Source organism: Thermococcus fumicolans, assembly GCF_055386755.1.
In genome coordinates this window covers 519,936-544,073 of sequence record NZ_AP042424.1, presented here as the reverse complement: position 1 = coordinate 544,073, position 24,138 = coordinate 519,936, and the positions used below count along the sequence as shown (strand labels likewise).

Here is a 24,138-nt window from a genome sequence, read left to right as displayed (position 1 = left end):
TCAGAGTTCTCAGAAAACGCAACCTGGCTCATGCCTTCAACCTCCCGATTATTTTCTCCACGATCTTTATCCTCCTCTCCATGTCCTCCCTTTCGTACTTCCTAACCAGCCAGCCGGGGGTGAGGGAGGAGCGGGGGGTATCACGGTACTCAACCAAAGGCCTTAAGAGCTCCTCCAGGGAGGAGGGACTTCCGTAGACCTTCGAGCCGTAGTAGGCAAGGTAAGCCAGCAGGGGGAGCTTGTTCTTCCTCACGACGAACTCCTCTATAAGCTTCCTCGCCTCCCTCAGGGTTTCATCTTCAGCTATCCTTATCCTCGCCTCGTGCTTCTCCCACTCGCCCAGGAGGAAGGGCTCTATGTCGCTGCTCATGAAGTACCTCCCCACTATGAGGAGCACCACTACCGAAACGACTAGGAAGAGGGCCAAATCTATCAGGAAAGCCCACTGGGGTATGAGAACCCTGAGGTAGTCCCTACCCCAGACGTAGAGGGCCACTAGAACGAAGGCCAGCGTTAGGCCCTTGGCCCTCTTCTCTATGTAGCTGCCGCCGGCGAGGGCCTCTCCAAAGCCCATAACGTAGACTATCAGCGGGGCGAAGCCGAGGTAAAAAACTATCCCCGAGAGCCATGCCGGGGCCCCGAGGTCTTTCAAAAGGCCCGACAGGCCGAAGAAGACCACGAACAAGCCGACTCCCCTAACCAGAAGGTCGAACTTTCTGGGGGTTTCAGATGCCGCCCTGGCCAACGCCGAGCCGAAGATCAGGGTCGCCAGCCCGGGCTGGAAGTGGAAGCCCGTTGGGTTGTAAGGGGAGCCGCTTGGGTAGAAGTACACGAACAGGGCAATCCCCAGCCCCCGGAGAACCCCCGGAAGGGCCGGAACCGAGAATGCATCGCTCAGACTGGCCAGGAACAGCAGGACGAAGAGGTAGACCAGAGACTCCTTCAGGAGCGCGTACTGGTCAAGGGGAGGCTGGGAAAAGGCAAATACCGAAGCCAGAGCAAGGATCGGGAAGACGACGAGCCCAGTTGTGAACCGGAACCTCATTTCACCACCCCCATGGCCCTGAGGGACTCGACGAACCCTTCAAAGTCCTCCCTGGAGATCTCAACGTCCCCGTACTTGGCGAACTCAAATATCCTCGTGACCTCGGTGAGTGGACCCTCGGGAACGTCAAGGGAGAGGAGCGCTGCCTTTATTTCCTTGGGAGTGGCGTCCTCAACGCGGACGCCCTTGGACGACGCGAAAGGAAGGAAGTAGTCCTCGTAGAGCTTCATAACAGCGTTCTTGGGCCTGAGAACGTAAACCTCCCTCTCCCTCCTCCCGGCCCTTAGGATGTGGATCCCTTCAGGGAGTTTGAGGGAGAACGCTTTCCCGTGACCAACGAACTTCCCGTCCACGTAGAGGTCTGCCTCCCGGGAGAGGATCACCCTCACCGGCTCCCCGGGCAGGTACACGTCCCTCTCGAGCTCTATATCCGGACTCCCGAGGGTTTTGAGGCGGTCCAGCGGGGAAGTCTTCCACGAAGGACCTGAAAGGCCGCTTCTGGCGATCGCCACGACTGCCAAAGCCAGGAGGGGGACGAGGAGGATGTACGCGATCTCCTTCCCGACCGAAGCGTGGAAGCCCGAGACGTGAATATCGGGGCCGCTAACGTCGGGGAAGTTAAAGTTCAGGGATGGGGCCTTGCCGCCAACGGAGGGCATGTTTAAATCGGGGAAATTAAAGCTCGTCTTCGGGAGCTCCAGTTTTCCGCCTCCTTTTTTGAGGTCGACCTTTACCTTCCTGTCCCCCAGGTTCAGGTTCAGCTCCCCGGAGATAGGCTTCCCCGAGCGGTCGAAGGCCTTTATGTCGAGGTTCAGTTTGTCACCCTCGACCCCCTCGGGAGTTGAGACGAGGAACTTGTTGTCCGGAGTTTTGATGACGGTGTCGACGTTCGGAACGAGCCTGCCAGAGCTCAGAACCACCGTCTTTCCCCCGAGAGGTGCTCCATCCGCGGAGACCCTTATGGGAAGCAGGTCGAAGCCCGATCCTCCCCGGGGGAACTCAGCCGGCAGGTCGAACTCAAACCGCCCGTTTTTGACGGTAACCGGGAACCTCCCGTAGGGGGTATCGATCTCAAGCCGACCGTCCTCCATCCCCTCAACCTGCCCCAGGAGCTTCAGGTAGTCCCTCCCGCCGGAGGAGTAAGGCTTCAAGTCCAGGTCAACCTTAACAGCCCTCAGGAGCCTTTCGACGGCTTTTAAGTTTCCTGATTTAGGAACGAACTTGAACTCGTGCTCCCCGGGGGTCAGGTTCAGGGGCACAGAGAAGGTCCCGTTCTCTGGAACAACCGAGGCAACCTTCCTGCCGTCCACCAGGACGTCGATGGGGACACCGTCCGGACCGAAGCCCGTGAGGTTGAAGAGACCTGCCGGAACCACGTCGGAGGTCGCGTTGAGTCTGATCTCTAGCGGCGGAAGAACCTCAACGACCGGATCGCTGTCGCCGGTGTAGGGGAAACCAACGTACCTGACCACCAGCCAGTAGCTGCCGGGGCGTAGGCTGGCCGGAACGCTGGCCACGACGGAGTAACTGCCGTCCGAGACGTTCCCCCTTCCGATGACGTAGTCGGCCTCTCCCTTCTCCCTCCCGATGACGACCTCTACTGTTCCTCTGGATACAGGCTTTCCCTTCCACAGGACCCTGCCGAAGACCGTGAAGTTGCTTCCCGCCCTTATCCGGGACGGATAGCCCTCAACGCTCACGTGAACCCTTCCAGGAACCACGACGGGGAACATGACGCTCCCATCACCGCTGCTCAGCCTAACCCAGTAAACGCCCGGATCCTCAGGAGTGTACAAAACGAGGGTGTCCCCTTCGACCTTAACCTCCAGCTTGGAGCTGACATCAACGCGACCTCCCAGAAGGTTAACGAACCTCACGGAAACCGTCTCGCCGGGGGAAACGAGATCCGGGAGGTTTATCACGTCGATGACTGGATCGCCCCACGCGATCCTGGCGTAGGACAGGGAGCCGTTCCAGACCGGGAGGTAGGCCACGGAGTTCCACGGGAGCCCGAGGAGGGAGCGGGAAACTGTGGGCTCAACGGCCAGGGCATCGAGGTAGTAAACCTTCCCATTAACCCCGCTGAGACGAACCTCCTCCCCATTGGGAACGAAGTTCTTAACGCGCGGATTTCTGGGGACGGGGTCAAAGATCACCCAGCCGAGCTTCTCGAACTTCACCTCGGCCCAGTACGTCACGTTCTCCGATGGAACCATCCTGTACTCGGAAGAGGCCGGAAGCCTGTAGCCCTCGACCATCCTGGCCGGCAAGCCGAGAGCCCTGGCCATCATGACGAAGAGCGAAGATATATCGTAGGGGCTCCCCGTTCTGGTCCTAAAAAGGAAGTCCCCAAGCTTACCGCAGCTGTTCACGTAGGACTTACCGACGTTGAAGTACTCCCGCAGAAAAGACTCGATAGCCAGGGCCTTCTCGTAGTCGCTGCCGTTGGTTGCAATAGCGTGGGCTAGCCTCTCAACCTCGCCGGGGATGTTGTAGGAATAGGAGAACATCAGGAGCTTAACGGCGCTGTAGTTTCCGGAGGAAGGCCTCTTAAATTCACGGTAAGTTAGGGAGTACGATTTAACCGGGGTCTCGGCCCGGTAAACATCGAGGTAGGGGTTGACCTGAACCGGAACCGAGAAGTTCAGGACGTGAAGGGGTGCCAGGATCAGTGGGGAGGGGTAGGAGTAGTAAACGGAGAGGTTGATGACTCCAGTACTTCCTCCGGATTCGGATGAATAAAAACCCGTCCAGCCCCCAGAAACACTCCTCGAAGTCTCCCAGCGGCAGTTTAAGTCTAGGGAGTCGTAAGCCGAGAGCCGCAGGTACACTCTAGGCCCTGGGGAGACCAGGAAGTAAGAGCGCGGGGATGATGAAAGGTTAGAAGCCCCTCCCGATGGGGCCATACCACCAGACCCGAGACCCTGGGGGGGCACGGCCACGGGTAGGGGTGAGTAGCTGGAAGCAGCGGCCAAGAGCAGGAACGCCAGCGTCAGGAGCAACAGCGAGGCTATGTACCTCCTCATAAATTCCCCCACTAATCTGGAGAGAAGCCCCGACTTAAATGTTTATCGGAAGGGGATTAACTCGGTGAGCACGAAAAAACGAAGAAACACTAAAGGGGGAACGGTCGGGAGACCCTGACGAGGCCGGGTTTCCCTACCTCCCCCTCCACCTCGAAGACCTTCCCAAGGAACCTCTCGACAACCCAGACGTTGGTGACGAGGTGGTTGGTTACCTCCGCGACCTTCACTTCCCCGCCGGCGAAGGCCAAAAAGGGTATCAGCTGGTCACCGAGGAACCTGTCAACCGCCGCTCCGGTCTTCAGGGCATCGAGGAGCTCGTCCGCCGCTTCTCTGCCAACGACTTCAGCTGGTTTGCCGCGCTTCCCGAGCGCGTCTCCAGCAAGTCTCAGCCCGTCCGTCTCGGCCCAGACCACTATTCCGCTCCCCGGGCCGAGCGAGCGGCTAACCTCGGTCTCTATCCCCACAGGGACATCGTAAAACTCCCGCAGCCTATTCTCGGCCGCCTTTGCCTGTCTCTCCGCAACGTGGGCCGGCAGGTTTGTGGCGTGGCTTATCCCGGCAAAGCGCTTTATTCTACTCCATTCCAGAGCCACTAGAGGTTTCCTCTCCTCCCAAGGCTCAACCCTACCAGCAACAATTCCGCCGCCCTTCGGGTAGTGACCCCTTCTCCTGATCTCGATCTCGGCATTCAGACCCATCCTTTCGAGGGCGAAGAGGGTGACGTTCCTCAGGTAGTCCACGGGCGGACTCCACGGGACGTCGGTTCCACCGGTTACCTCAAAGCTTCCTCCGACGAAGGCCACAGCCGGAAGCAAAGCCTGGAGAACCAGAGTTATACTTCCCGCGGTGCTTATGGGAACGCGAATGTGCTTTGGCCCCGCTTTCCCGGGGACGAACTCGAGCTCGGTCGAGCCCACTTTAGCGCCTCTAACCCTCGCGTCACTGAGCTCCTTTAGGGCCAGAATCCCGTGGAGGTGCTGGGGCCTGAGGCCGGGATTGGGCCTATTGGCGCGGATCTTAGTTATTCTAACCGCCTTTCCGGTTACGACCGAGAGGGCAACGGCCGTCCTGAGTATCTGCCCCCCGCCCTCACCGTAGGAGCCGTCTATCTCTACCCATTCCATCGACCCCACCCCGCGACCCTACACCCGAGACCTAAAAAACCTGACGAAAGCCTTTTAGGGGGTCGATGAGAGGGAAGGGCGATGAAGATGGACGAGCTTGAGTTCTGCGTTAAGAGCCTGAGCTACCCCATCGGGATGCTCCTGGAGAGCCTTGAGCTGAGGAATGGAGAGGAAATACGGGTATCCAACGGAAAGCTGATCCTCCCGGAGATGCCCTTCGCTCCCAGGTGCTACGCGGCCGCAAGAGCACTCTACCTGAGCCTCGACCCAGTGGATGCAAAGAGGCTCTCCGACGACGTAGCGCTGATAAAGGACTTCGCGGACAGGATACTCTCCTCAAAGCTCGCCCCCAAGGTTGAGGGGTACTTCAGAATGGCGGAAGAGCTCACAAAGAGGGGCGAGACCGTTGGAATAGACTGGCTGGAGTACGAAAGGAGGGTGGAGAGGGTCAAACCGATCTTCGAAGCCCTTACCCGAGGAGAAGAGCCCGATGGGCTGGAAAGGCTGACGGTCGACGAGTGCCTCCTGCTGTCCTACCTTGCCAGGGACAGGAAGCTCAAGGAGAGGGTGAACGCGGCCCTCGGGAAGCACAACGGGGCCTTCAGGGAGGCCGTCGTGAGGTACTTCAAGGCCCTCCGAGGTTAAGCCCAACCGCCAGCTCAAGGGCCTCCTCCCGCGGGAGGCCCCTCTTCTCCATGAGGGCCCTAACCAGCTTTGCCAGGGCCTCAACGTTCCTCAAGTTCAGCTTCTCGGGAGGAAAGCTTCTGAAGAGCTCCGGATCAACGGGGAAGCCCAGCCTGTCGGACAGTTCAACGGCAAACTCCTCCACCGTCAGAGGGGGGAGTCTCAGGGTGACCGAGAAGCCGGAGGCCGAGTACTTTCCAGCGTCCGTCGTCTCGACGACCACGGGGTAATCCCTTTCGGGATCATCCAGGATGCCGGCGAGCTCCCCTGGCTCGGGTTCCCGAAGGAGCCTGGCACCCGGGGGAACCAGATCTCCAATGTCGACGCCTCTGAGGTTCTCAACTAGGACGTCAACGCCGAGGGAAAGAACTTCCTCAAGGGAGAGCTCAGGGACGGTTGGAGGCTCGGGTTCCCCAACCCCCTCACCGGCTATCCTCTGGTAGAGGGACTCGCTTACCAGGGTGAACTGATAAACCGTCTTAACATCGCCGAGGTGGAGGACGCCGTTGGAGAGAAGTTTGAGGCCGAGTCTAGCCAGTGCGGAGCTCAGGGAGGACTCCGTCCTCGTTGTTATGGCCCCCTTGCCCTCCACGCTTTCAGTACCCCTGCTCACGAGCCTGTAGTCGGCTGGAAAAAGTCCCCTAGCGTTGAAGAACTCCTCCAGCGTTCTCCTAGCTGTCTCCTCGTCCACGGCGTAGACCTTCACGAACTCCACGTTCTCCCTCTCGTCGACCCCCACAAGCACTACGGCATCGTGCCTTTCCTTCGGGGTCAGGATGTCGTCCATAGGCACCGCCCGGAGAGGATCAGAGGCTCATGGCCCCCAGCAGTTCCCCGGTGTCGAGGTTTATTATCTGGGCCTCCCTCCTCCTCGTGTCGAGGAGGGCCACGCTCTTCACGCCCGTAACGTAGCCACAGACCTCACCGGGGTTTATGAGTATCGTCCTGCCGGCTTCCCTGATCTCGTAGCGGTGGGTGTGGCCGACAACAACGACGTCGTAGAGCCTGCTGTGGGCCAGCGCCCTCACGAGAACCTCGTTCGTCCCGTGGGTTACCGCTATCTTCATGCCGTCAGCCTCAAGCTCTATGAGCTCGTCGTATATCCCGAGGGCCTCGAAGAGACCCTTCCTCTCCCCGTCGTTGTTGCCGAAGACGCCCTTGAGTGGTGCCTCAAGTTTCTTGAGCTCTTCGGCAACGAAGGGGGCAACGAAGTCGCCGGCGTGTATGACGAGGTCAACCTTCTTCGAGTTGAAGAACTCGACCGCCTTCCTTATAGCGGGGAGGTTATCGTGGGTATCGCTCATTATCCCTATCAGCATTCCCCATCACCCGAGAGGATTTCGAAAAGTGGGTTTATAGGGTTATCGTGGACCAAAAGGGCCAGGTGTACAGGTGTGCGGATGAATACTGAAACCGCCGCGGGAAGGTTTATTAGCCTGGTGGGCTAGTCGGTAGAAGGTGGTGGGATGTTCACTGGCAGGGCCCTCATACCGGTCAAGATCCTGAAGCCCTTTGAAGACTGGAACCCCGGCGACATAGCCCTAATCGAGGACTGGAAGGCCAAGGTCATGTGGGAGAGCGGGATAGGCGAGATAGTGGACGAAACCGATAAAATAATCGGGGAGATCGACAGGGTGATAGCTGAGGAGAGGGAGAGCGAGCCCCTCGTCCCCCTACCCGCCGGCCTGTATGAGAGGGCGGAGTTCTACGTCTACTACCTGGAGAACTACGTCAGGAGGAATCCCAGCGATAGCATCGACGTTCTGAGCGTCAAAATGACGAAGCTGGCCAACCTGAAGAAGAAGTACTGCTATTTGAAGGAGCTCCGCTTCAAGAAGATCCTGGAGGCGGTGAGGCTAAGGCCCAACAGCCTCGAAGTCCTCGGGAGACTCGCCCCGGAGGAGAGGAGGATCTACATAGAGCTCTCCAAGATCAGAAACGAGTGGCTGGGTGAGGGATGATGGAAAGAGAGGAGATGATATCGCGCTTCGCCACTTTCCTCAGGGAGTACAAAGACGACGAGGGCAACCAGGTCTACTTAAACAAGCTCAAAGACCTGCTCACCGTCACGCCAAAGCGCTCGCTCTCGATAGACTGGACCCACCTCAACTCCTTCGACCCGGAGCTGGCGGAAGAGCTCATAAACAACCCGGAAGAGGTCCTGGCCTCAGGAGAGGACGCTATCCAGATAGTCCTGCGCGAAGACCTGATGTACAGCGGCGAGCTCAAAGTTCACGCCCGCTTCTTCAACCTCCCCCACACGCTCCTGGTGAAGGAACTCGGAAGCGAGCACATAAACCGCTTCATCCAGGTCGAGGGAATCATCACGCGCGTGAGCGAGGTTAAACCCTTCGTTGAGAAGGCCGTTTTTGTCTGCAAGGACTGCGGCAACGAGATGGTAAGGCTCCAGAGGCCCTACGAGAACCTCGTCAAGCCGGCCAAGTGCGACGCCTGCGGCTCGAGAAACATAGACCTCGACGTGGAGAAGAGCCGCTTCATCAACTTCCAGAGCTTCCGCCTTCAGGACAGGCCGGAGAGTTTGAAGGGCGGCCAGATGCCGCGCTTCGTCGATGCCATACTGCTCGACGACATGGTCGATGCGGCCCTTCCAGGCGATCGCGTTCTCGTTACGGGAATCCTTAGGGTTATCCTCGAGCAGAAGGACAAGAGGCCTATCTTCAAGAAGGTCCTCGAGGTCAACCACATAGAGCAGCTCAGTAAGGAGATAGAGGAGCTCGAGATTTCTCCGGAGGACGAGCAGAAGATTCGCGAGCTGGCCAAGAGGAAGGATATCGTCGATGCTATAGTCGATTCGATAGCGCCGGCGATATGGGGCCACAGAACGGTGAAGAAGGGCATAGCTTTGGCGCTGTTCGGCGGTGTGCAGAGGACTCTGCCAGATGGAACGAAGCTTCGTGGTGAGAGTCACGTTCTGCTTGTGGGAGATCCGGGGGTAGCAAAGAGTCAACTTCTCCGCTACGTGGCCAATTTAGCGCCGAGGGCGATTTATACGAGCGGTAAGAGCAGTTCGGCCGCGGGGCTTACGGCGGCAGCGGTAAGGGACGAGTTCACCGGCTCGTGGGTTCTGGAAGCTGGTGTCCTCGTCTTAGCGGACGGCGGATTCGCCTGCCTGCATCCTGACTCAAGGGTATTGGTGGATGGGAAGTACGTTCGCATCGAGGACCTCTTTGAGCTGAACAAGTCATACAAGGCCCTCTCCGACGGTCAGGTCGTGGACATCCAGGAGAAGGAGATGGCCGTTGTAGCTCTCGACCTCGAAAGAATGAAGACAAAGAATTCAAAGGCCACGATAATCCGCAGGAAGCCTTGGAAGGGAGAGCTCCTCAGGATAAAGTTCCGCTCCGGCAACGAGGTAATTCTAACTCCGGACCACCTCCTGATAGACGGCCAGACCCTCGAATGGAAGGAGGCGGAGAAGTTCAGGGTGGGAAACAAGGTAGTTGCCCCGCTAAAGCTTCCCTCGGTACGAAACAGGGTTTACATACTTGACATCTTGCCCCCCAATTGGAAGGTCAAACTGACTCCTGAGGAGAAAAGAGAGCTGAAGGCCGAAGTTCTTAAGAGATTTAAGAGCCTCGCTGAGTTCAACAGGAAGTACAACGTTTCGAGGGATTTCCTCTCTGGAAAGGGTTCTATAAGTGTTGGAAAGTTCAGGGAGATACTTCGCGAGCTGGGAATCTATGATGAATGGCGCGAGAGGCCCTTAACATATGGTCCAAACTATCGGAGGGAGCGCCTTAAAGTCGCATACATAACCCCCGAACTCGCTTATTTCCTTGGCTTCCTTTACGGGGACGGGTGGATAAAACGGAACGGTTCGAAGGTTCACGTTCGCATAGTGCAGTCAAAGGTACATAACCAGCAGATTGAGAACCTCAGACGAGCCTTCAAGAGCTTCTACGATGGGCAACTGAGAGAGTACGAGCGGACCACAAGAAGCGAACTGTGGGGCAACGAGATAGAGAGCGACTCGATTACGTTCCATGTCAGCTCACCATTGCTTGCGTACCTCTACGAATACGTTACCAAAGACAACCTTAGAAATGTATTTTCCCTGGACGATGAGGCCCTGAAGGCCTTTGTTGCCGGGGCCTTGGACTCTGATGGCTGTGTATCAGTCAAGAATAGCAAGAGAGGAAGCGTTGTTCACGTTGAGTTTCTGCTTTCGAACGACATGGAGCGGGACAGAGCATTTGCACTCCTGCTCCGCAGGTTTGACGTATACGCACGCATTATTCCAGGAAAGGGCGTGAACAGGATTCGGATAACAGGGAGAGAAGATGTGATTAACATCCTTAATGCAGTTGGGAAATACAGCGTCAAGGTTAAGGAAATACCCGCCAAAAAACATCTCGTCTCGTCTAGGAGTGATAAAGTCCCCGCCGAACCAGTGAGCAGAATCGCAAGGAACATCATTGAGAGTGTTCCAGCTAAGCTACTACAGGAACGGGGGCTGTGGAGCACCGTTTATTCCTACGCCAAGGGCAAGTATCAGCCCAGCAGGATTCAGCTGAAAAAGCTTGTGGAGAAGCTCGGCGATGTTCTGAGTCCAGAAATCAGGACTAAGCTTGAAATTCTCTCGATGAGGGATTACTTCCTCGACGAAATCGTCTCTATCGAGCGCATTCCCTACGATGGCTACGTTTACGACCTCTACGTTCCGGGAGAGCACAACTTCTTGGCTGAAGGAATCATAGTCCACAACTGCATTGACGAGTTCGACAAGATGAGCGACAGGGATAGGAGTGCCATACATGAGGCGCTGGAACAGCAGAGCTACCACCACGATTTTGAAATAATGCTCGCTGACGGCAGAAAGGTTAAGATAGGCGAGCTTGTCGATTCCCTTATCGAAGCCAACCGCGATAAGGTAATCCTGGGCAGGGACACGGAGATTCTTCCGGTTGATAACCTCTACCTTCTCGCCTACGACCTTGAAAAAAAGGAAATCGTGAAGGTCAAAGCCGACCGCGTGAGCAGGCACAAAGCGCCGGAGAAGTTCATAAAGCTCACCTTCTCCAACGGCAGGGAAATAGTTGTGACACCCGAACACCCGGTAATGGTATGGGAGGGGGGTAAGATAAGGGAGAAACCCGCTGAGAAAGTCAGGCACGGCGACCTTGCACTCGCGGTTAGACGTTATCCCCCGCTTGAAGGAGACACCCTCGACGAAACTACTGCCAAACTCCTCGGTTTTCTGCTCTCCGAGGGTTTCAGTTACGCTAACCCCTCAAACGGCTACTATGAAGTAGGCTTTACTAACACCGAAGAAGGCCTCGTTAGGGAGTTCAAGGAACTCCTTGAAAAACTTGGCGTCAGGTACGGAGTTCAGATACGCGAGAGGGCTGACGAAAAGAGACTCTACACCGTCCGCATTGGATCTGAGGACTTCTATACGGAACTCAGGGAGAATTTCCCGGAGGCTTTCCCCGGTAAGGGGAACGAGAGACCAGCCAGGAGGAAGAGGGTTCCCGCCAAAATCCTCGGCGCTGGGGAAGAAGCCAAGAAAGCCTTCCTTAACGCGTTCTTCAAGGGGGACGGCTTCGTCGATAACTACCGCGTTGGCCTTACGACGTCATCGAGAGCAATGGCTGATGACCTTCAAGACCTACTGCTCAGCCTGGGGATATACTCTTACATATTCGAGGAGAGACGCGGGGATACCTCATACTACAAGGTCATAGTGAGTGGCACAGAGGACATAGAGCGCTTTGCGGAGATTGTTCGGGACGACCCCAGGATAGCGAAGATAGAGAAGCTCATTGAGACTTCCAGGAGAAAGCGCAACTATCGTGACATCGTCCCAACTGAGGTACTTCATGCCATGAGGGAGGTCTTAAACGCGCTTCACATAAACGATGGTGGCCTGACGAACAACGTAATCGCCCGCCAGAACGCTAACAGGGAGCGCGTTAGGGATTACATCAGAAAAGCCGAGGAAAGAATAGCTGAGCTCAAGGATGCCCTTGAAAGGGAAGACGTTGAAACACTAAGGACCTTTGTAACCGTTAGGGAACTCTCGGAGAATCTGGGTGTCCCGTACTCAACAACCCTTTACAGGCTAAGGACGGGGCACGAGGAAACCGTTAGGGCGTTCATGGAAATCACTGAGAAAAGGTTGAAGGAAGCAGAGGCCAAGCTGGAAAGGGTAAAGGCCTTCGCCGAGGGCAACATCCGCTTCCTCCGCGTGGTAGAGGTTAAAGAGATACCCAACGACCGCTGGGAGTGGGTCTACGACGTTACCGTTGAACCGTACCACCTTTTCGTGTCTCACGGATTAGTCCTCCACAACACGATAAGCATCTCCAAGGCGGGCATCACGGCAACCCTGAACTCGAGGACGACCGTGATAGCGGCCGCGAACCCGAAGTTCGGCAGGTTCAACAGGATGAAGTCCCTGCCCGAGCAGCTCGACCTCCCGCCGACCCTGCTGAGCCGTTTCGACCTGATCTTCCTGCTCCTCGACGAGCCGGACGAGAAGGTCGATGGGGCAATAGCGGAGCACATCCTGAAGGTTCGCCGTGGCGAGGCCGAGGCGGTGACGCCGAAGATACCCTACGACCTCCTCAAGAAGTACATAGCCTACGCGAGGAAGAACGTCCACCCGGTTCTCAGCAGGGAGGCCATGGAGGAGATAAAGAACTACTACGTCAGGATGAGGAAGGGATTCAGGAGAAAAAGCGAGGATGAGGGCCTGCAGCCGATCCCGATAACGGCGAGGCAGCTTGAGGCACTGATAAGGCTCAGCGAGGCCCACGCTAGGATGCGCCTGAGCGAGACCGTGACGAGGGAGGACGCGAGGGCGGCGATAAGGATAATCGAGGACATGCTGAAGACGATAGCCGTCGATGAGGAGGGCATGATGGACGCGGCTATACTGGAGGTCGGGAAGAGCACGAGGAAGCTGAACAAGATCGAGAAGCTCATGGACATCATAAACACCCTCGAGAGCGAGGGCGAATTCGGTGCCCCGGAGGACAGGGTCATAGAGGCCGCAAAGCAGGCCGGAATAGGGACGGAGAACGAGATCAAGAAGCTCCTGAACGATCTCAAGAAGGACGCCAGGATATACGAGCCTAGGGCAGGCTTCTACAAGACACTTTGATTTATTCATCTGCAAAAGGTTATAAACGGGCCCGCCCAGCTATGATGGAGGTGAGAGGAATGAGTGAGAAGAAGGTTGACTTTTACGATTTCGAAAGCCTGCTCGATAAGGCTTACGATGAGCTCCCCGAGAACGTCAAACACCACACATCCCGTTTCGAGGTCCCGCCGGCCCAAGTTACGATAGCGGGCAGCAGGACAATCATCGAGAACTTCGTGGACATAGCAGAGGCCATGAACCGCGACCCGAACCACCTGCTCAAGTTCATCCTGCGCGAGGTGGCAACTGCGGGAACGATCGAGGGGAGGAGGGTAATCCTCCAGGGACGCTTCACGCCCTACCTGATAGCCAACAAGCTCAAGAAGTACCTCAAGGACTACGTCATCTGCCCGGTCTGCGGAAGCCCCGACACAAAGATCATCAAGAAGGACCGCTTCCACTTCCTCAAGTGCGAGGCCTGCGGTGCTGAAACTCCAATCCAGCACCTCTGATCCCATTTTTCCACTCAACCCTTGGACAAGATATCCACCTTTAGCCGGACCTAATTTCATTGAAAACCCTTTTAAACTTTACAAACTACAAGTGCCCAGTTAATCCCAGGGGGAGTTCTCATGGGCATGGAGGAAAAGGTTAGCGAACTGTATGAGAGGAAGAGGAAGATCATGGAGATGGGCGGCGAAAAGGCCGTGGAAAAGCAGCACGCCAAGGGCAAGCTCACGGCCCGCGAGAGGATTGAGAAGCTCCTCGACCCCGGAAGCTTCGTGGAGATAGGCATGTTCGTCAAGCACCGCGGAACGGAGTTCGGCCTCGACAAGAAGGAACTCCCAGCCGACGGCGTCATCACCGGCTACGGAACTATCGACGGCCGCCTGGTTTTCGTCTACGCGCAGGACTTCACTGTCATGGGCGGCTCGCTCGGCGAGATGCACGCGGCGAAGATAAAGCGCGTCATGGAGCTTGCTCTGGAAGCCGGCGCTCCGGTCATAGGCCTCAACGACTCAGGTGGCGCGAGGATCCAGGAGGGCGTTGATTCCCTCAAGGGCTACGGCGAGATATTCAAGATGAACACCCTGCTGAGCGGTGTAGTCCCGCAGATCACAGCTATTATGGGCCCCTGTGCGGGTGGGGCAGTTTACAGCCCGGCGATAGGAGACTTCATTCTGATGGTCGACAATCCAGCTAGCTTCATGTTCATCACCGGGCCGCAGGTCGTTAAAGCTGTCACCGGTGTCGAAGTCACACCGATACAGCTAGGTGGAGCGATGGTACACGCCCAGAAGTCCGGACAGGCCCACCTCATAGGGAAGAGCGACGAGGAAGTCTTAGCGCTCATCCGGAGGCTCGTCGGCTACCTGCCCTCAAACAATATGGAGAAGCCGCCGCGAGTTAAGACGAACGACCTGCCCTTCAGGAAGACCGAGAACCTCTACACCATCGTCCCTGACGACCCCAACAAGGGCTACGACGTGAGGCAGGTTATATACGAGATCGTTGATAGGGACGAGAACGGCAACCCGGACTTCCTCGAGATTCTCCCGTACTTCGCACCGAACGCGGTCGTCGGCTTCGGAAGGATGAACGGCCAGACCGTTGGAATAGTCGCCAACAACCCGATACACTTCGCGGGCGTTCTCGACATAGACAGCTCGGACAAGATCGCGCGCTTCGTTAGAACCTGCGACGCCTTCAACATCCCGATAGTTACCCTCGTCGATGTTCCGGGCTATTTACCGGGCACCCAGCAGGAGTACGGAGGAATCATCAGGCACGGTGCCAAGGTCCTCTACGCCTACGCGGAAGCCACCGTCCCGATGGTGACCGTCATCCTCAGGAAGGCCTACGGAGGAGCTTATCTCGCGATGGGAAGCAAGCACCTCGGTGCCGACTTCGTCTACGCGTGGCCCACAGCGGAGATAGCGGTCATGGGTCCGGAGGGTGCTGCAAACATCATATTCAGGAAGGAGATAGCCGCCGCCGAGAACCCCGAGGAGGTTCGCCAGCAGAAGATAGCCGAGTACAGGGAGAAGTTCGCCAACCCGTACGTTGCAGCCGCGAGAGGCTACATCGACGACGTCATAGACCCCGCTGAAACGAGGGCGAAGATAATCATGTCGCTCGAGGCCCTCGAGAGCAAGCGCGTTAAGCTCCCGCCGAAGAAGCACGGCAACATACCGCTGTGAGGTGGAGAGGATGAACACCCAGGCGTTCATGGAGGGCCTCAACATAACGGTCATCGGCGTTACGGTGGTCTTCGCCATACTCGGCATACTCGCGTTGGTCCTTTATTTCGTGGGGTGGCTGGAGAGAAGGTTGGTGGAGAAGGAGACAAAGGCCGCCCCCATTCCTGCTCCAGCCCCAGCTGAAGCCAAGGAGGAAAAGCCGGCCATACCGCCGAGGGACCTTGCAGTGATAACCGCGGCTGTTCTGGCTTACACCGCCGAGAAGGCGAGCCAGCTCAGGCCCCTGCCGTTTAGGAGGAAGGTTTCAGATGCGTGGCGCCTCTACGGCGTCCAGAGCCAGATGGAGGAAGTTGAGGATTTCAACTACGAGATGGGGAAGTGGTGAAGATGGCGAAGGTCAAGGTCATCGTCGACGGTGTTGAGTACGAGGTCGAGGTTGAGGAGCTCCCGGGAGGGAAGTTCAGGGTAAGCTTCGAGGACAAGAGCTATGAGGTCGAGGCCAAGGGGCTCGGGATAGACGTCGGGGCTTTAAGCGCCCCGGCCCAGGTTTCTGCTCCGAGTGTTCCTTCTGCTCCAGTCCCGGCACCGGCTCCAGCTCCAACCGCTCCAGCAGCATCGACCCCAGCACCAGCTGGAGAGGGCGTAGTCACAGCCCCAATGCCCGGCAAAATCCTCAGAATACTCGTCAAAGAAGGCGAACAAGTAAAAACCGGACAAGGATTACTCGTACTCGAAGCCATGAAAATGGAAAACGAAATCCCAGCACCAAAAGACGGAGTGATCAAAAAAATCCTCATCAAAGAAGGAGACACCGTAAACACAGGCGACCCACTCATGGAGATAGGGTGAAGGGCCATGGCAACGTTCGTAGACTTCCTCAACACCCTCGGACTTCTCCACCTCACGGTAGGGAACGTCATAATGATCATCGTCGGCCTAACGCTGGTCTACCTAGCCATAAGGTACGAGATGGAGCCCCTGCTCCTCCTGCCCATAGGGATAACGGCGGTACTGGTTAACCTCCCGCTGAGCCACATAGCCAACTGGCCCGTTGGAGTTAACCTACCCGAAAACGTCAGCGACAGCATATTCAAGACGATATCCTACATGAGCGACAAATACGGGGAGCCGGGCCTGTTCGACCTGATCTACTACCTCCTCGTCAAAACAGAGGTGGTACCGCTCCTGATATTCTTCGGCCTCGGGGCCATGACCGACTTCGGGCCCATGATAGCGGATCCAAAGACTGCCCTCATGGGTGCCGCTGCGCAGATAGGCGTCTTCGTTGCCATGCTCACGGCCCTCGCCCTGGGGTTCAACCTCAACCAGTCGGCGAGCATAGGCATCATCGGGGGTGCCGACGGCCCGACGACGATCTACCTTACGACGAAGCTCGCGCCGGAGATACTGGCAGCGACGGCGGTTGCAGCTTACAGCTACATGAGTCTAGTCCCACTAATACAGCCGCCGATCATCAAGGCCTTAACCACCCCCGAGGAGAGGCGCATAAGGATGGAGCAGCTCAGGCCGGTCTCAAAGCGCGAGAAGATACTCTTCCCGATAATCACCATGATCGTCATCGGCCTGCTCGTCCCGAGCGCGGCGCCGCTCATAGGCATGCTCATGATAGGCAACCTGTTCAGGGAGAGCGGCGTCGTCGAGAGGCTGAGCAAGGCGGCACAAGAGGAGCTCATGAACATAGTCACCATCTTCCTCGGCCTGGGCGTCGGTTCAACCATGCGCGCCGAGAGCTTCCTCACCCAGCAGACCCTCATGATCCTTGGACTCGGCGTCGTAGCATTCGCAAGCGCCACAGCAGGGGGAGTGCTCTTCGGAAAGCTCATGATGAAGCTCAGCGGCGGCAAGATCAACCCAATGATAGGCGCGGCCGGTGTTTCAGCCGTTCCCATGGCGGCTAGGGTGGTCCAGAGGATGGCCAGCGAGGAGGATCCGGGCAACTTCATCCTCATGCACGCAATGGGCCCGAACGTCGCAGGCGTTATAGGAACCGCGGTCGTGGCGGGTGTTTTCCTGGCCCTGCTCGGGTGACGCTTTCATTTCTTTCCGCCGGCCTAATTTTCTCGCCCAAAACAAAACCTTAAATAATAGAACACCTCTTTAGGTTAAGCGGTGGTGAGCATGAGGGTAAAGACGATAATGACAAAGGACCCAGTGGTCATAGAGCTCCCCGCGACCAGGGGCTACGCCCTCGACCTGTTCAAGAAGCACAACGTCAGGTCTTTTCCAGTCGTCAGTAAGAAAACCGGCCAGCTGGCCGGAATAGTGAGCATAAAGAGCGTTCTCCTTCACCCTGACGAGGATCAGCTGGCCATGCTCATACGAAGGGAAGTTCCCGTCGTCAGGCCGGACGATGACCTCAAGAAGGCCGTGAGGAGAATGCTGGAGATGGACTACCGCAGGGTAGTCGTCGTGGATGAGGACGGAAAAGTTGTGGGCATACTCACCGTCGGGGACATAGTGAGGCGCTACCTGGCCAAGAACGAGAAGCTGAAGGACATCACCATAGAGAACTACTACCAGAGGAACGTCGGCGTTGTGTGGCAGGGGACGCCGCTTAAGGCGGCCCTCAAGGCGCTCCTCCTCTGCAACGCGATGGCGATTCCGGTTATAGACGACGACGGCAACCTAGTCGGAATGGTTGACGAGACCGACCTCCTCAAGGACAGCGAGGTCGTCAGGGTGATGAAGCAGACAGCCCTAGCGGCCTCGAGCGAGGAAGATTGGATCCTCGAAAGCAACCCCACCTTACTCTTCGAGAAGGCAGAACTTCAACTGCCGAAGAAGCCCGTCGAGGACATAATGAACCGCGAGCTGGTCGTTGCTACGCCGCACATGAGCATCTACGACGTCGCCCAGAAGATGGTCAACTACGAGATAGAGCAGCTGCCGGTCATCAAGGGCGAGGGCGAGCTCGTCGGCATCGTCAGGGACATGGACATCATAAAGGTAATCCTCAACAAGTGATTTAACCCCTCCCTCTCCATTCTTAGCGGTGGTGTCTGTGAGAGAGGTTGGAGTTTCCCTCTTCGGTTTTGGAAACGTTGGAAGGGCCGTCGCGAGGGTTCTCCTCGAGAAGGAAAAACTCTTCCGCGAGAGGTATGGTATAGCGCTTAAGGTCGTGAGCATCGCCGACACCAGCGGGGTCGTCTGGTTGCCGGAGGGAATAGACCTCAGGGAGGCCTTGCTAATTAAGGAGACCTTTGGAAAGCTCTCGTCGTGGACGAACGACTACGAGGTTTACAATCTCACTCCGGGGGAAGCGGTGAGAGAAGTTGACGCCGATATCGTTGTCGATGTTACCAACGACAAAAACGCCCACGAGTGGCACCTCACCGCACTCAGGGAAGGCAAAGCGGTCGTCACGAGCAACAAGCCGCCTCTAGCTTATCACTACGCGGAACTTATGAGCGAGGCCGAGAAGAAGGGCCTCCCCTACCTCTTCGAGGCGACGGTCATGGCGGGGACACCGGTTATAGGCCTTTTGCGCGAGAACCTGCTTGGAGATACCGTCGAGAGAATTGAGGCGGTTCTGAACGCGACGACAACCTTCATCCTGAGCAGGATGGAGATGGGGCTCGAGTTTGAGGAGGCCCTCAAACAGGCCCAGAAATTGGGAATAGCCGAGAGGGACCCGAGCGGGGACATCCTTGGAATGGATGCAGGCTACAAGGCCACCATTCTGCACTGCGTAGCTTTTGGGCCCATAACATTCAACGAGGCTAAGGTGAAGGGTATAGCCGAGGTAACGAGAGGAGAGGTTCAGAGGGCCAGGAAGAGGAACAGGACGATAAGGCTCGTAGCAACGGTGGAGAGGGAAAAGGTAGTTGTCGAACCGAAGGAAGTTCCACTGGGGAGCCCCCTTGCAGTTGAGAGCCACGAGAACGCGGCGATTATATGGACGGATCTCCTGGGCGAGCTGGTGATCAAGGGTGCAGGGGCGGGACTGAAGGAGACCGCGAGCGGGGTTGTGGGCGACATCCTGAAGGCCGCGCTGAGACTCTGAGGGAAGATTTTTATCCGGACGGAGAAAGTGGAGCCGGGTGAGAGGATGGAGCACGTCATAGCACTCCACCAGGTCTACGCGGAGCTGCTCTTTCGCGGACTGAAGACGGTGGAGCTTAGGAAGTCTAGGGCCTTCGGCGAGGGCGACCTCGTTTTCCTCTACGTCGCGAGGGGCAATCCCTACGAGCTCCGCGATACGCTCAGGAGGCTCGGCCTCCACGAGGAGCAGACGCTGACGAAGAGGGGAACTATAGCCGGAGGCTTCGAGGTTGGCGAGGTGATGAAGGCAGACCTGGATACCCTCTGGGAGATGACGAAGGAGACGAGCGGCTTAACCCTCGTCCACGGCGAGAACGGGAAGAAGTGGCTGGGGGAGTACATAAGGGACTACGGTTACGCCTTTACCATTGAAAGACCCTTCCTCTTCAAGGAGCCGGTGAGCAGGGAAGAGCTCAGGGAGCGCTACGGCGTCCAGGTAGAGGGGATAATCCACCTCTCGAGGAGGACGAGAAAGGAGTGGGTAAAGAACCTGATAGAGGACCTCCTGACGAGGGAAGTGGTTTACCTCTGATAGGTTTCTTCTTCGGGCCTCTCTCAGGAGGAGTCCCCTGATTTCTCCTCCTGGGCCCCCTGGGAGGCCTCTTCTCCACCGTTCTCTGCCCCGACCTCCTCCGGCTCGACCTTCACGTAGGGGCCGAGGCTTAAACTGTCTATCTCCTCCTGCGTTAGGAGCCTGCTCTTGACCTTCTCCCCTATCAGCGCGCTGTTTCCGAGGGGGTCCATTATCCTCACGGTGAGGGGCTTTTTGCCGTCCTTCACTTCCTCGATGTACTCGAGGATCTCATCGGCCCTCTTAACCGCCTCCTCATCGCCCTCCTGCTCCTTGAAGTGCTTCGCCATCAGGAGGGTCTCGCGAACCCTCTCAAGGACGCCTTCAACGTTGGTGACGAAGCCTTCCGCAGCAGGGCCGGGCTCTATCTTGACCCCTATCTCGTCCAGCTCTATGGTTCCGCTCTTGCTCCTCACGACCCTCGTGAAGAGATCCTTTTCCTCCTCGACTTTGACAGTGTAGAGCTTCGGCGGCCTGTCTTCAAGTATCATGACGTCCGCGTTCCTGTAGCCGCACTTCTCGCAGATTATCGTGCTCTCCATGACCTTTCCGAAGTAGGGGATGTCGTGAACGTACTGGATGGCCTTCAGAGTCCCCTTACCGCCGCATATCGGGCAGTCGCCGAGGGAGATAACCTGAACGTCCTCGGGCCTTGCCTCACTCTCGCGCTTTTCCGTCATCCCTCACCACCCTGGAGAAAGGGAAGGGACAGTTTATAAAGTTGAGCACAGGGAAAATCGAAGAAACGAAGACAAAGAGGATCACTTGGCAAGCTTTATGTCCTCCGGCGTGAGGAGGAGCCTTATCTCGGCCTTACAGACCTTGGCCACCTGGCCGCCAAGGGCGGCGGTCATGCCTTTTATCTGCTCAACGACCTTCTCGAGGATGTCCGGTTTGATCTCAAGGGGGCTCAGATCGACGAGAACGAGGTTGCCCTCCTGGAGCTCTTCAGATATCCTCTCGAGGTCGGAGTAGCTGGTCACGACGATCTTCTTTATGTACCTGAGCTGGGGCTTTACGATCTCCCTGGCGAGGACGTCCTCCTCGAGGGGTATAACGTCAACGTCCCTCGGCTGGACCTTCTCCTCCCTGGGCTCCTTGCCCTTAACGGCCTCCTTGACGGAGGGAGCGGGAGGCTTCTTGGGCTTTTCCTTCTCCTTCTTGATTATGCTATCGAACAGTCCCATATTTTTCACCCCGGGGTTTGATCGTAACGAAAGCTGAACTTTTATGCACTTCAATGTTTATATCTCTTTCCCAAAGGGCGGCAAAATTAAAGGGTCAGGGAGCGGATCCGACCGCTTCTAGCAGTATCTTCCTGAGCTCCTCGGCCTTCTTCATGGCAGTATCGACAGCGTACATGACCTCCTCAAGCTTGAAGGAGCCCCCTTCTCCCTTCTGGACCGAGGATATGTGGCCGGTCTCGTCGGTGGTTACGGTTATCCTGCCGTCCATAACGGTCTCCTCGTCCAAGTTGGGGTCGACCACTATGCTGGAGCCTATCTTGGCGAAGGTAACGGGGAGCGGAACGTGTCTGACCGGGAGGGGCTCGTACTCGTCGAGTTTGGTGAGCTCCCCGGTTTCCTCGTTGTACTCGACCTTTGGAACCCTCGTCGTCATGAGGGCAGCCATCGCCGCCAGGCCCGTTGCGTCGAACAGGTTTCCGTCGTGGTCGAGGACGTGGACGTCGATGAAGACGACCCTAACGAGCTTGCCCGGAACGATGACCAACTTCTCAAGCTCGACCGCCCCGCTCTCTCTGATCCCCCTGTCAACCACGCGGGCAAGTTCGATGGCCCTCTCGTCAGGCGGGCCTGGCTCAAAGGTCGGCGAGGCGAGGGGAACGAGCTCGACGTTGGTCGTCATCACTCCCTTGTCCGGCAGGTCGGGGAAAGGCTCGCCGACGTCGACCTTTATACCCACCAGAACCCTGGTATCGCCGAGCCTCACCCAGGCCGATCCCTCGGCCTTCTCTATGAGGCCGGTTTTGATCTCGACGTCCCTGTAGTCCTCAAAGCCCCTTCCGTCTATTCTCTTCCCCTCCTTGAGGAGGCTGAGTATCCTGTCCCTCATTATGCCGGCCATGATCTCCATCTCACTCATCCCCTGCCACCTCCTGGGCCACCTTGAGGTACTTCTCCTTCAGCGCCTCCCTCTGCTTCTGATAGACGGCCTTTGCCCCCTTGATAGCGAGCTTCACGGCCTCCATGAACTCCTCCTTCGTTAGATAGCCGTCCATCTGGAGGAGCGTTATGTCGTTCTTGAGCGGCATTATCGCCACCGGGACGTCGGCCTCGCCGTAGTTGTCCTCGTCCTTGTTGAGGTCGAGGACTATCTCGCCGTCGATCTTTCCAGCGGCGCACGCGGCCACAAGATCCCTCATCGGAACGCCGGCATCGGCGAGGGCCAGAGAAGCCGCCGTTATTCCAGCGACGCGGGTTCCTGCGTCTGCCTGGAGAACCTCGATGAAGACGTCTATGACGGTCCTCGGGAACATCTCAAGTATAAGGGCCGGTTCGAGCGCTCCCCTTATGACCTTGCTTATCTCAACGCTCCTCCTGTCGGGGCCCGGCTTTTTCCTCTCCTCGACGCTGAAGGGCGCCATGTTGTAGCGGACCCTGAGGACTGCCATGTCGGGCCTCTGGAGGTGCTTGGGGTGGATCTCCCTCGGGCCGTAAACCGCCGCGAGGATCTTGTTTTTGCCCCATTCGATGTAGGCGGATCCGTCGGCGTTCTTTAAAACGCCAACTTCCATGTGGATCTTTCTCAGCTCGTACTTCTTCCTCCCGTCGATTCTCCTGCCGTTCTCATCGATGAGCTTCAAACCCTCAGGCCTACCCATCATTGTCCTTCACCTTCGCCACCATCATCAAGCCTCGGGATCTCCTCGATCACTCCACTCTCCTTGAGCTCTTGGAGTCTGGAGAGGAGGAACTCCTTCACCCTGTCGGTGAGGCCCTGAGTGTGGCTCTCCCTGTCCACCTTCAGTATGGCCTCAACAGCAAGCTTCTCAAGCTCGTCCTTCTTCCCGCTGACCCAGACCCAGCCGTTCTGGCCGACTATTATCCGCGTACCCGTGAGCTTCTTTATCATGTTGATCATCGAACCGCCCTTGCCTATTACCCTGGGAACCTTGGAGGGCGTTATCGTGACCAGTTGTCCCCCCCTCAGAGGGCCTCCTTTGAAGGGCATCCCCTTCGTCGTGAGGTCTATCTGGTTCACCTCGTTGTAGGCCTTTATCTTGGCGTAGATTATGTCCCCAATGTCGAAGATCTTCCTGAGATCGGTCTTGAGGAGGTCTATGCGCTCCTCAACCGCATCCTGAACCCTGAGCCCCGCCTGATAGGGGGCGCCTATGTCGACGGTCCAGCTGGAGAACTTCACGTCTATTATCTTGCCGAGGACGTTGTCCCCGACTTCCGGTATGTACGGCCCCTCGAGGGGTATTACGCGCACGAGGTCTCCCCTGATCTCAACGAGGCCAACCACCGTCGAATAGATCCTGTTGCCTTCCCTGAAGGTCCCCCTTCCGTTCTTAAAGGGGCCCTGCGCCAGCAGCGTTCCTGGAACCACTAACTCCCGGGGTTTTACAAAAACTCTCCTCATATTCCCTTCCTCTCTATCAGTTTAGTTATCGCACTGCCCTTCGTCAGGGTGTTCAGCTTCTCATAAAACTCCTCCTCGACCCCTCCCGGAATCTCGATGAGGAACATCCACGAGCCGTCGCTGGCCCACTCCTCCCTCTTTATGTTCCCGAACTTCCTAACCTCCCCATATGCCCTGCCCACGTAGTCGCTAGGTATCTTGACGGCTATGACCTTCATCTCCAGCTTTATCGGGAGGAGCGGCCTTATGGCCTTGATAACGGCCGGAACCTGTGCCTCCGCGTCCTTGAAGAGGTCTATGTGGACTCCAGCTTCTTCCATCGCCCTGAGAATCCTGTCGACGGGGTGTGGGTAGCCGGTTCTCGGGTCAACGGCGTGCCTGTGTATCACCGTCGCTATGTAGCGCCTCTTGTCCTCGAGCATCTGCCTCCTCTGCTCTGCCGTGAGCTGAACCTCACCCTTGCGGAGAATAACCTTGGCGACCTCGTAGGGGTCGCTGGTTCCGAATATCTTCTCCATCTCGTGCTCGCTCGCTTTATCACCCTTGTGGGCGTCCTTGAAAACGTAGGGAGTGGCGAGGATCTCCTCTATGGGGACGTCCTTGCCCTCCTTGAAGTCCCTAGCTAAATAAGGGTCAACCAATATCTCGAAGGTCTCGCCGTGCGTCTTCAGACGGGCGATTACCGCTTTGTCAACGCTTATGGGCATCGCCCGT

The 24,138-nt window shown here is 57.1% G+C and carries 22 protein-coding genes; 11 read left to right on the top strand and 11 right to left on the bottom strand.

From position 1 onward, the window contains the following. Nucleotides 1-28 precede the first annotated feature (28 nt). The 3 genes from ACZ5AM_RS02930 to rtcA form a co-directional block, all read right to left on the bottom strand. Nucleotides 29-1,045 (bottom strand): hypothetical protein, encoded by a 1,017-nt coding sequence (locus tag ACZ5AM_RS02930; RefSeq protein ID WP_464915429.1) that lies wholly within the window; start codon nucleotides 1,043-1,045, stop codon nucleotides 29-31. Then, nucleotides 1,042-4,071, bottom strand: coding sequence for a transglutaminase domain-containing protein (locus tag ACZ5AM_RS02925; RefSeq protein ID WP_464915428.1), 3,030 nt, complete (start codon nucleotides 4,069-4,071; stop codon nucleotides 1,042-1,044). The genes ACZ5AM_RS02930 and ACZ5AM_RS02925 overlap by 4 nt, the downstream gene beginning before the upstream one ends. An 89-nt stretch (nucleotides 4,072-4,160) precedes the next feature. Next, the gene (rtcA, locus tag ACZ5AM_RS02920; RefSeq protein WP_464915427.1) at nucleotides 4,161-5,195 is read right to left on the bottom strand and encodes an RNA 3'-terminal phosphate cyclase; all 1,035 of its coding nucleotides are present in this window, start codon (nucleotides 5,193-5,195) and stop codon (nucleotides 4,161-4,163) included. Between the two features lie 81 nt (nucleotides 5,196-5,276). On the opposite strand from rtcA, the gene ACZ5AM_RS02915 reads away from it, so the two are divergent. Beyond that, entirely contained in the window at nucleotides 5,277-5,840 is a 564-nt protein-coding gene (locus tag ACZ5AM_RS02915; RefSeq protein ID WP_464915426.1) for a hypothetical protein, read from the top strand. On the opposite strand, the gene ACZ5AM_RS02910 is transcribed toward ACZ5AM_RS02915, so the two are convergent. Beyond that, on the bottom strand, nucleotides 5,821-6,666 hold the full coding sequence (locus tag ACZ5AM_RS02910; RefSeq protein WP_464915425.1) for a hypothetical protein: 846 nt from the start codon (nucleotides 6,664-6,666) through the stop codon (nucleotides 5,821-5,823). The two genes, ACZ5AM_RS02915 and ACZ5AM_RS02910, sit on opposite strands and share 20 nt — an antisense overlap. Before the next feature lie 19 nt (nucleotides 6,667-6,685). Further along, nucleotides 6,686-7,198, bottom strand: a complete 513-nt coding sequence (locus tag ACZ5AM_RS02905) for a metallophosphoesterase (RefSeq protein WP_464915424.1) — start codon at nucleotides 7,196-7,198, stop codon at nucleotides 6,686-6,688. A gap of 147 nt (nucleotides 7,199-7,345) precedes the next feature. Between ACZ5AM_RS02905 and ACZ5AM_RS02900 the strand changes: the two genes are divergently transcribed. From ACZ5AM_RS02900 to ACZ5AM_RS02855, 10 genes are all read left to right on the top strand, one after another. Beyond that, nucleotides 7,346-7,840 carry a hypothetical protein gene (locus tag ACZ5AM_RS02900; protein ID WP_464915423.1) on the top strand — a complete coding sequence of 165 codons (495 nt, stop codon included), beginning with the start codon at nucleotides 7,346-7,348 and terminating at the stop codon, nucleotides 7,838-7,840. Further along, nucleotides 7,840-13,005, top strand: a complete 5,166-nt coding sequence (locus ACZ5AM_RS02895) for an LAGLIDADG family homing endonuclease (protein WP_464915422.1) — start codon at nucleotides 7,840-7,842, stop codon at nucleotides 13,003-13,005. Before ACZ5AM_RS02900 ends, ACZ5AM_RS02895 begins: the two co-directional genes overlap by 1 nt. 59 nt (nucleotides 13,006-13,064) lie before the next feature. Then, complete coding sequence (locus ACZ5AM_RS02890) at nucleotides 13,065-13,496, top strand: translation initiation factor IF-2 subunit beta (protein ID WP_464915421.1); 432 nt, start codon at nucleotides 13,065-13,067, stop codon at nucleotides 13,494-13,496. Between the two features lie 120 nt (nucleotides 13,497-13,616). Beyond that, complete coding sequence (locus ACZ5AM_RS02885) at nucleotides 13,617-15,185, top strand: carboxyl transferase domain-containing protein (RefSeq protein WP_464915420.1); 1,569 nt, start codon at nucleotides 13,617-13,619, stop codon at nucleotides 15,183-15,185. 10 nt (nucleotides 15,186-15,195) lie between these two features. After that, nucleotides 15,196-15,570 (top strand): OadG family protein, encoded by a 375-nt coding sequence (locus ACZ5AM_RS02880; protein WP_464915419.1) that lies wholly within the window; start codon nucleotides 15,196-15,198, stop codon nucleotides 15,568-15,570. Nucleotides 15,571-15,572: 2 nt separating this feature from the next. Continuing rightward, nucleotides 15,573-16,034: a biotin/lipoyl-containing protein gene (locus tag ACZ5AM_RS02875; protein WP_464915920.1), complete on the top strand. Its 462-nt coding sequence runs from the start codon at nucleotides 15,573-15,575 to the stop codon at nucleotides 16,032-16,034. A gap of 6 nt (nucleotides 16,035-16,040) precedes the next feature. Beyond that, nucleotides 16,041-17,234, top strand: a complete 1,194-nt coding sequence (locus ACZ5AM_RS02870) for a sodium ion-translocating decarboxylase subunit beta (RefSeq protein ID WP_464915418.1) — start codon at nucleotides 16,041-16,043, stop codon at nucleotides 17,232-17,234. A 90-nt stretch (nucleotides 17,235-17,324) separates the two neighbouring features. Further along, nucleotides 17,325-18,170 (top strand): CBS domain-containing protein, encoded by an 846-nt coding sequence (locus ACZ5AM_RS02865; protein WP_464915919.1) that lies wholly within the window; start codon nucleotides 17,325-17,327, stop codon nucleotides 18,168-18,170. Between the two features lie 37 nt (nucleotides 18,171-18,207). Next, entirely contained in the window at nucleotides 18,208-19,209 is a 1,002-nt protein-coding gene (locus ACZ5AM_RS02860; RefSeq protein WP_464915918.1) for a homoserine dehydrogenase, read from the top strand. Nucleotides 19,210-19,254: 45 nt separating this feature from the next. Then, entirely contained in the window at nucleotides 19,255-19,779 is a 525-nt protein-coding gene (locus ACZ5AM_RS02855) for an ASCH domain-containing protein (protein ID WP_464915917.1), read from the top strand. A gap of 23 nt (nucleotides 19,780-19,802) precedes the next feature. On the opposite strand, the gene ACZ5AM_RS02850 is transcribed toward ACZ5AM_RS02855, so the two are convergent. The 6 genes from ACZ5AM_RS02850 to ACZ5AM_RS02825 all read right to left on the bottom strand — a co-directional run bounded on the left by ACZ5AM_RS02850 (nucleotide 19,803) and on the right by ACZ5AM_RS02825 (nucleotide 24,131). Next, nucleotides 19,803-20,498 carry a ZPR1 zinc finger domain-containing protein gene (locus ACZ5AM_RS02850; protein WP_464915417.1) on the bottom strand — a complete coding sequence of 232 codons (696 nt, stop codon included), beginning with the start codon at nucleotides 20,496-20,498 and terminating at the stop codon, nucleotides 19,803-19,805. Nucleotides 20,499-20,579: 81 nt separating this feature from the next. Beyond that, a complete protein-coding gene (locus tag ACZ5AM_RS02845; RefSeq protein WP_464915416.1) occupies nucleotides 20,580-21,005 on the bottom strand; it encodes a cell division protein SepF in 426 nt (141 codons plus the stop codon). 94 nt (nucleotides 21,006-21,099) lie between these two features. Continuing rightward, complete coding sequence (gene rrp42, locus ACZ5AM_RS02840; protein ID WP_464915415.1) at nucleotides 21,100-21,921, bottom strand: exosome complex protein Rrp42; 822 nt, start codon at nucleotides 21,919-21,921, stop codon at nucleotides 21,100-21,102. Beyond that, entirely contained in the window at nucleotides 21,914-22,663 is a 750-nt protein-coding gene (rrp41, locus tag ACZ5AM_RS02835; protein WP_464915414.1) for an exosome complex exonuclease Rrp41, read from the bottom strand. Before rrp41 ends, rrp42 begins: the two co-directional genes overlap by 8 nt. After that, a complete protein-coding gene (gene rrp4 / locus ACZ5AM_RS02830; protein WP_464915413.1) occupies nucleotides 22,660-23,424 on the bottom strand; it encodes an exosome complex RNA-binding protein Rrp4 in 765 nt (254 codons plus the stop codon). Before rrp4 ends, rrp41 begins: the two co-directional genes overlap by 4 nt. After that, a complete protein-coding gene (locus ACZ5AM_RS02825; RefSeq protein ID WP_464915412.1) occupies nucleotides 23,421-24,131 on the bottom strand; it encodes a ribosome assembly factor SBDS in 711 nt (236 codons plus the stop codon). The genes rrp4 and ACZ5AM_RS02825 overlap by 4 nt, the downstream gene beginning before the upstream one ends. Nucleotides 24,132-24,138 lie beyond the last annotated feature (7 nt).

Bases quoted from the DNA above. Each gene is read 5' to 3' on its own strand.
- ACZ5AM_RS02885 (WP_464915420.1), top strand. From the start codon at position 13,617: ATGGGCATGGAGGAAAAGGTTAGCGAACTGTATGAGAGGAAGAGGAAG.
- ACZ5AM_RS02870 (WP_464915418.1), top strand. From the start codon at position 16,041: ATGGCAACGTTCGTAGACTTCCTCAACACCCTCGGACTTCTCCACCTC.
- ACZ5AM_RS02910 (WP_464915425.1), bottom strand. From the start codon at position 6,666: ATGGACGACATCCTGACCCCGAAGGAAAGGCACGATGCCGTAGTGCTT.
- rrp42 (WP_464915415.1), bottom strand. From the start codon at position 21,921: ATGAGTGAGATGGAGATCATGGCCGGCATAATGAGGGACAGGATACTC.
- rrp4 (WP_464915413.1), bottom strand. From the start codon at position 23,424: ATGAGGAGAGTTTTTGTAAAACCCCGGGAGTTAGTGGTTCCAGGAACG.
- ACZ5AM_RS02875 (WP_464915920.1), top strand. From the start codon at position 15,573: ATGGCGAAGGTCAAGGTCATCGTCGACGGTGTTGAGTACGAGGTCGAG.
- ACZ5AM_RS02925 (WP_464915428.1), bottom strand. From the start codon at position 4,071: ATGAGGAGGTACATAGCCTCGCTGTTGCTCCTGACGCTGGCGTTCCTG.
- rrp41 (WP_464915414.1), bottom strand. From the start codon at position 22,663: ATGATGGGTAGGCCTGAGGGTTTGAAGCTCATCGATGAGAACGGCAGG.
- ACZ5AM_RS02905 (WP_464915424.1), bottom strand. From the start codon at position 7,198: ATGCTGATAGGGATAATGAGCGATACCCACGATAACCTCCCCGCTATA.
- ACZ5AM_RS02900 (WP_464915423.1), top strand. From the start codon at position 7,346: ATGTTCACTGGCAGGGCCCTCATACCGGTCAAGATCCTGAAGCCCTTT.
- ACZ5AM_RS02855 (WP_464915917.1), top strand. From the start codon at position 19,255: ATGGAGCACGTCATAGCACTCCACCAGGTCTACGCGGAGCTGCTCTTT.
- rtcA (WP_464915427.1), bottom strand. From the start codon at position 5,195: ATGGAATGGGTAGAGATAGACGGCTCCTACGGTGAGGGCGGGGGGCAG.
- ACZ5AM_RS02845 (WP_464915416.1), bottom strand. From the start codon at position 21,005: ATGGGACTGTTCGATAGCATAATCAAGAAGGAGAAGGAAAAGCCCAAG.
- ACZ5AM_RS02880 (WP_464915419.1), top strand. From the start codon at position 15,196: ATGAACACCCAGGCGTTCATGGAGGGCCTCAACATAACGGTCATCGGC.
- ACZ5AM_RS02930 (WP_464915429.1), bottom strand. From the start codon at position 1,045: ATGAGGTTCCGGTTCACAACTGGGCTCGTCGTCTTCCCGATCCTTGCT.
- ACZ5AM_RS02865 (WP_464915919.1), top strand. From the start codon at position 17,325: ATGAGGGTAAAGACGATAATGACAAAGGACCCAGTGGTCATAGAGCTC.
- ACZ5AM_RS02915 (WP_464915426.1), top strand. From the start codon at position 5,277: ATGAAGATGGACGAGCTTGAGTTCTGCGTTAAGAGCCTGAGCTACCCC.
- ACZ5AM_RS02895 (WP_464915422.1), top strand. From the start codon at position 7,840: ATGGAAAGAGAGGAGATGATATCGCGCTTCGCCACTTTCCTCAGGGAG.
- ACZ5AM_RS02825 (WP_464915412.1), bottom strand. From the start codon at position 24,131: ATGCCCATAAGCGTTGACAAAGCGGTAATCGCCCGTCTGAAGACGCAC.
- ACZ5AM_RS02850 (WP_464915417.1), bottom strand. From the start codon at position 20,498: ATGACGGAAAAGCGCGAGAGTGAGGCAAGGCCCGAGGACGTTCAGGTT.
- ACZ5AM_RS02890 (WP_464915421.1), top strand. From the start codon at position 13,065: ATGAGTGAGAAGAAGGTTGACTTTTACGATTTCGAAAGCCTGCTCGAT.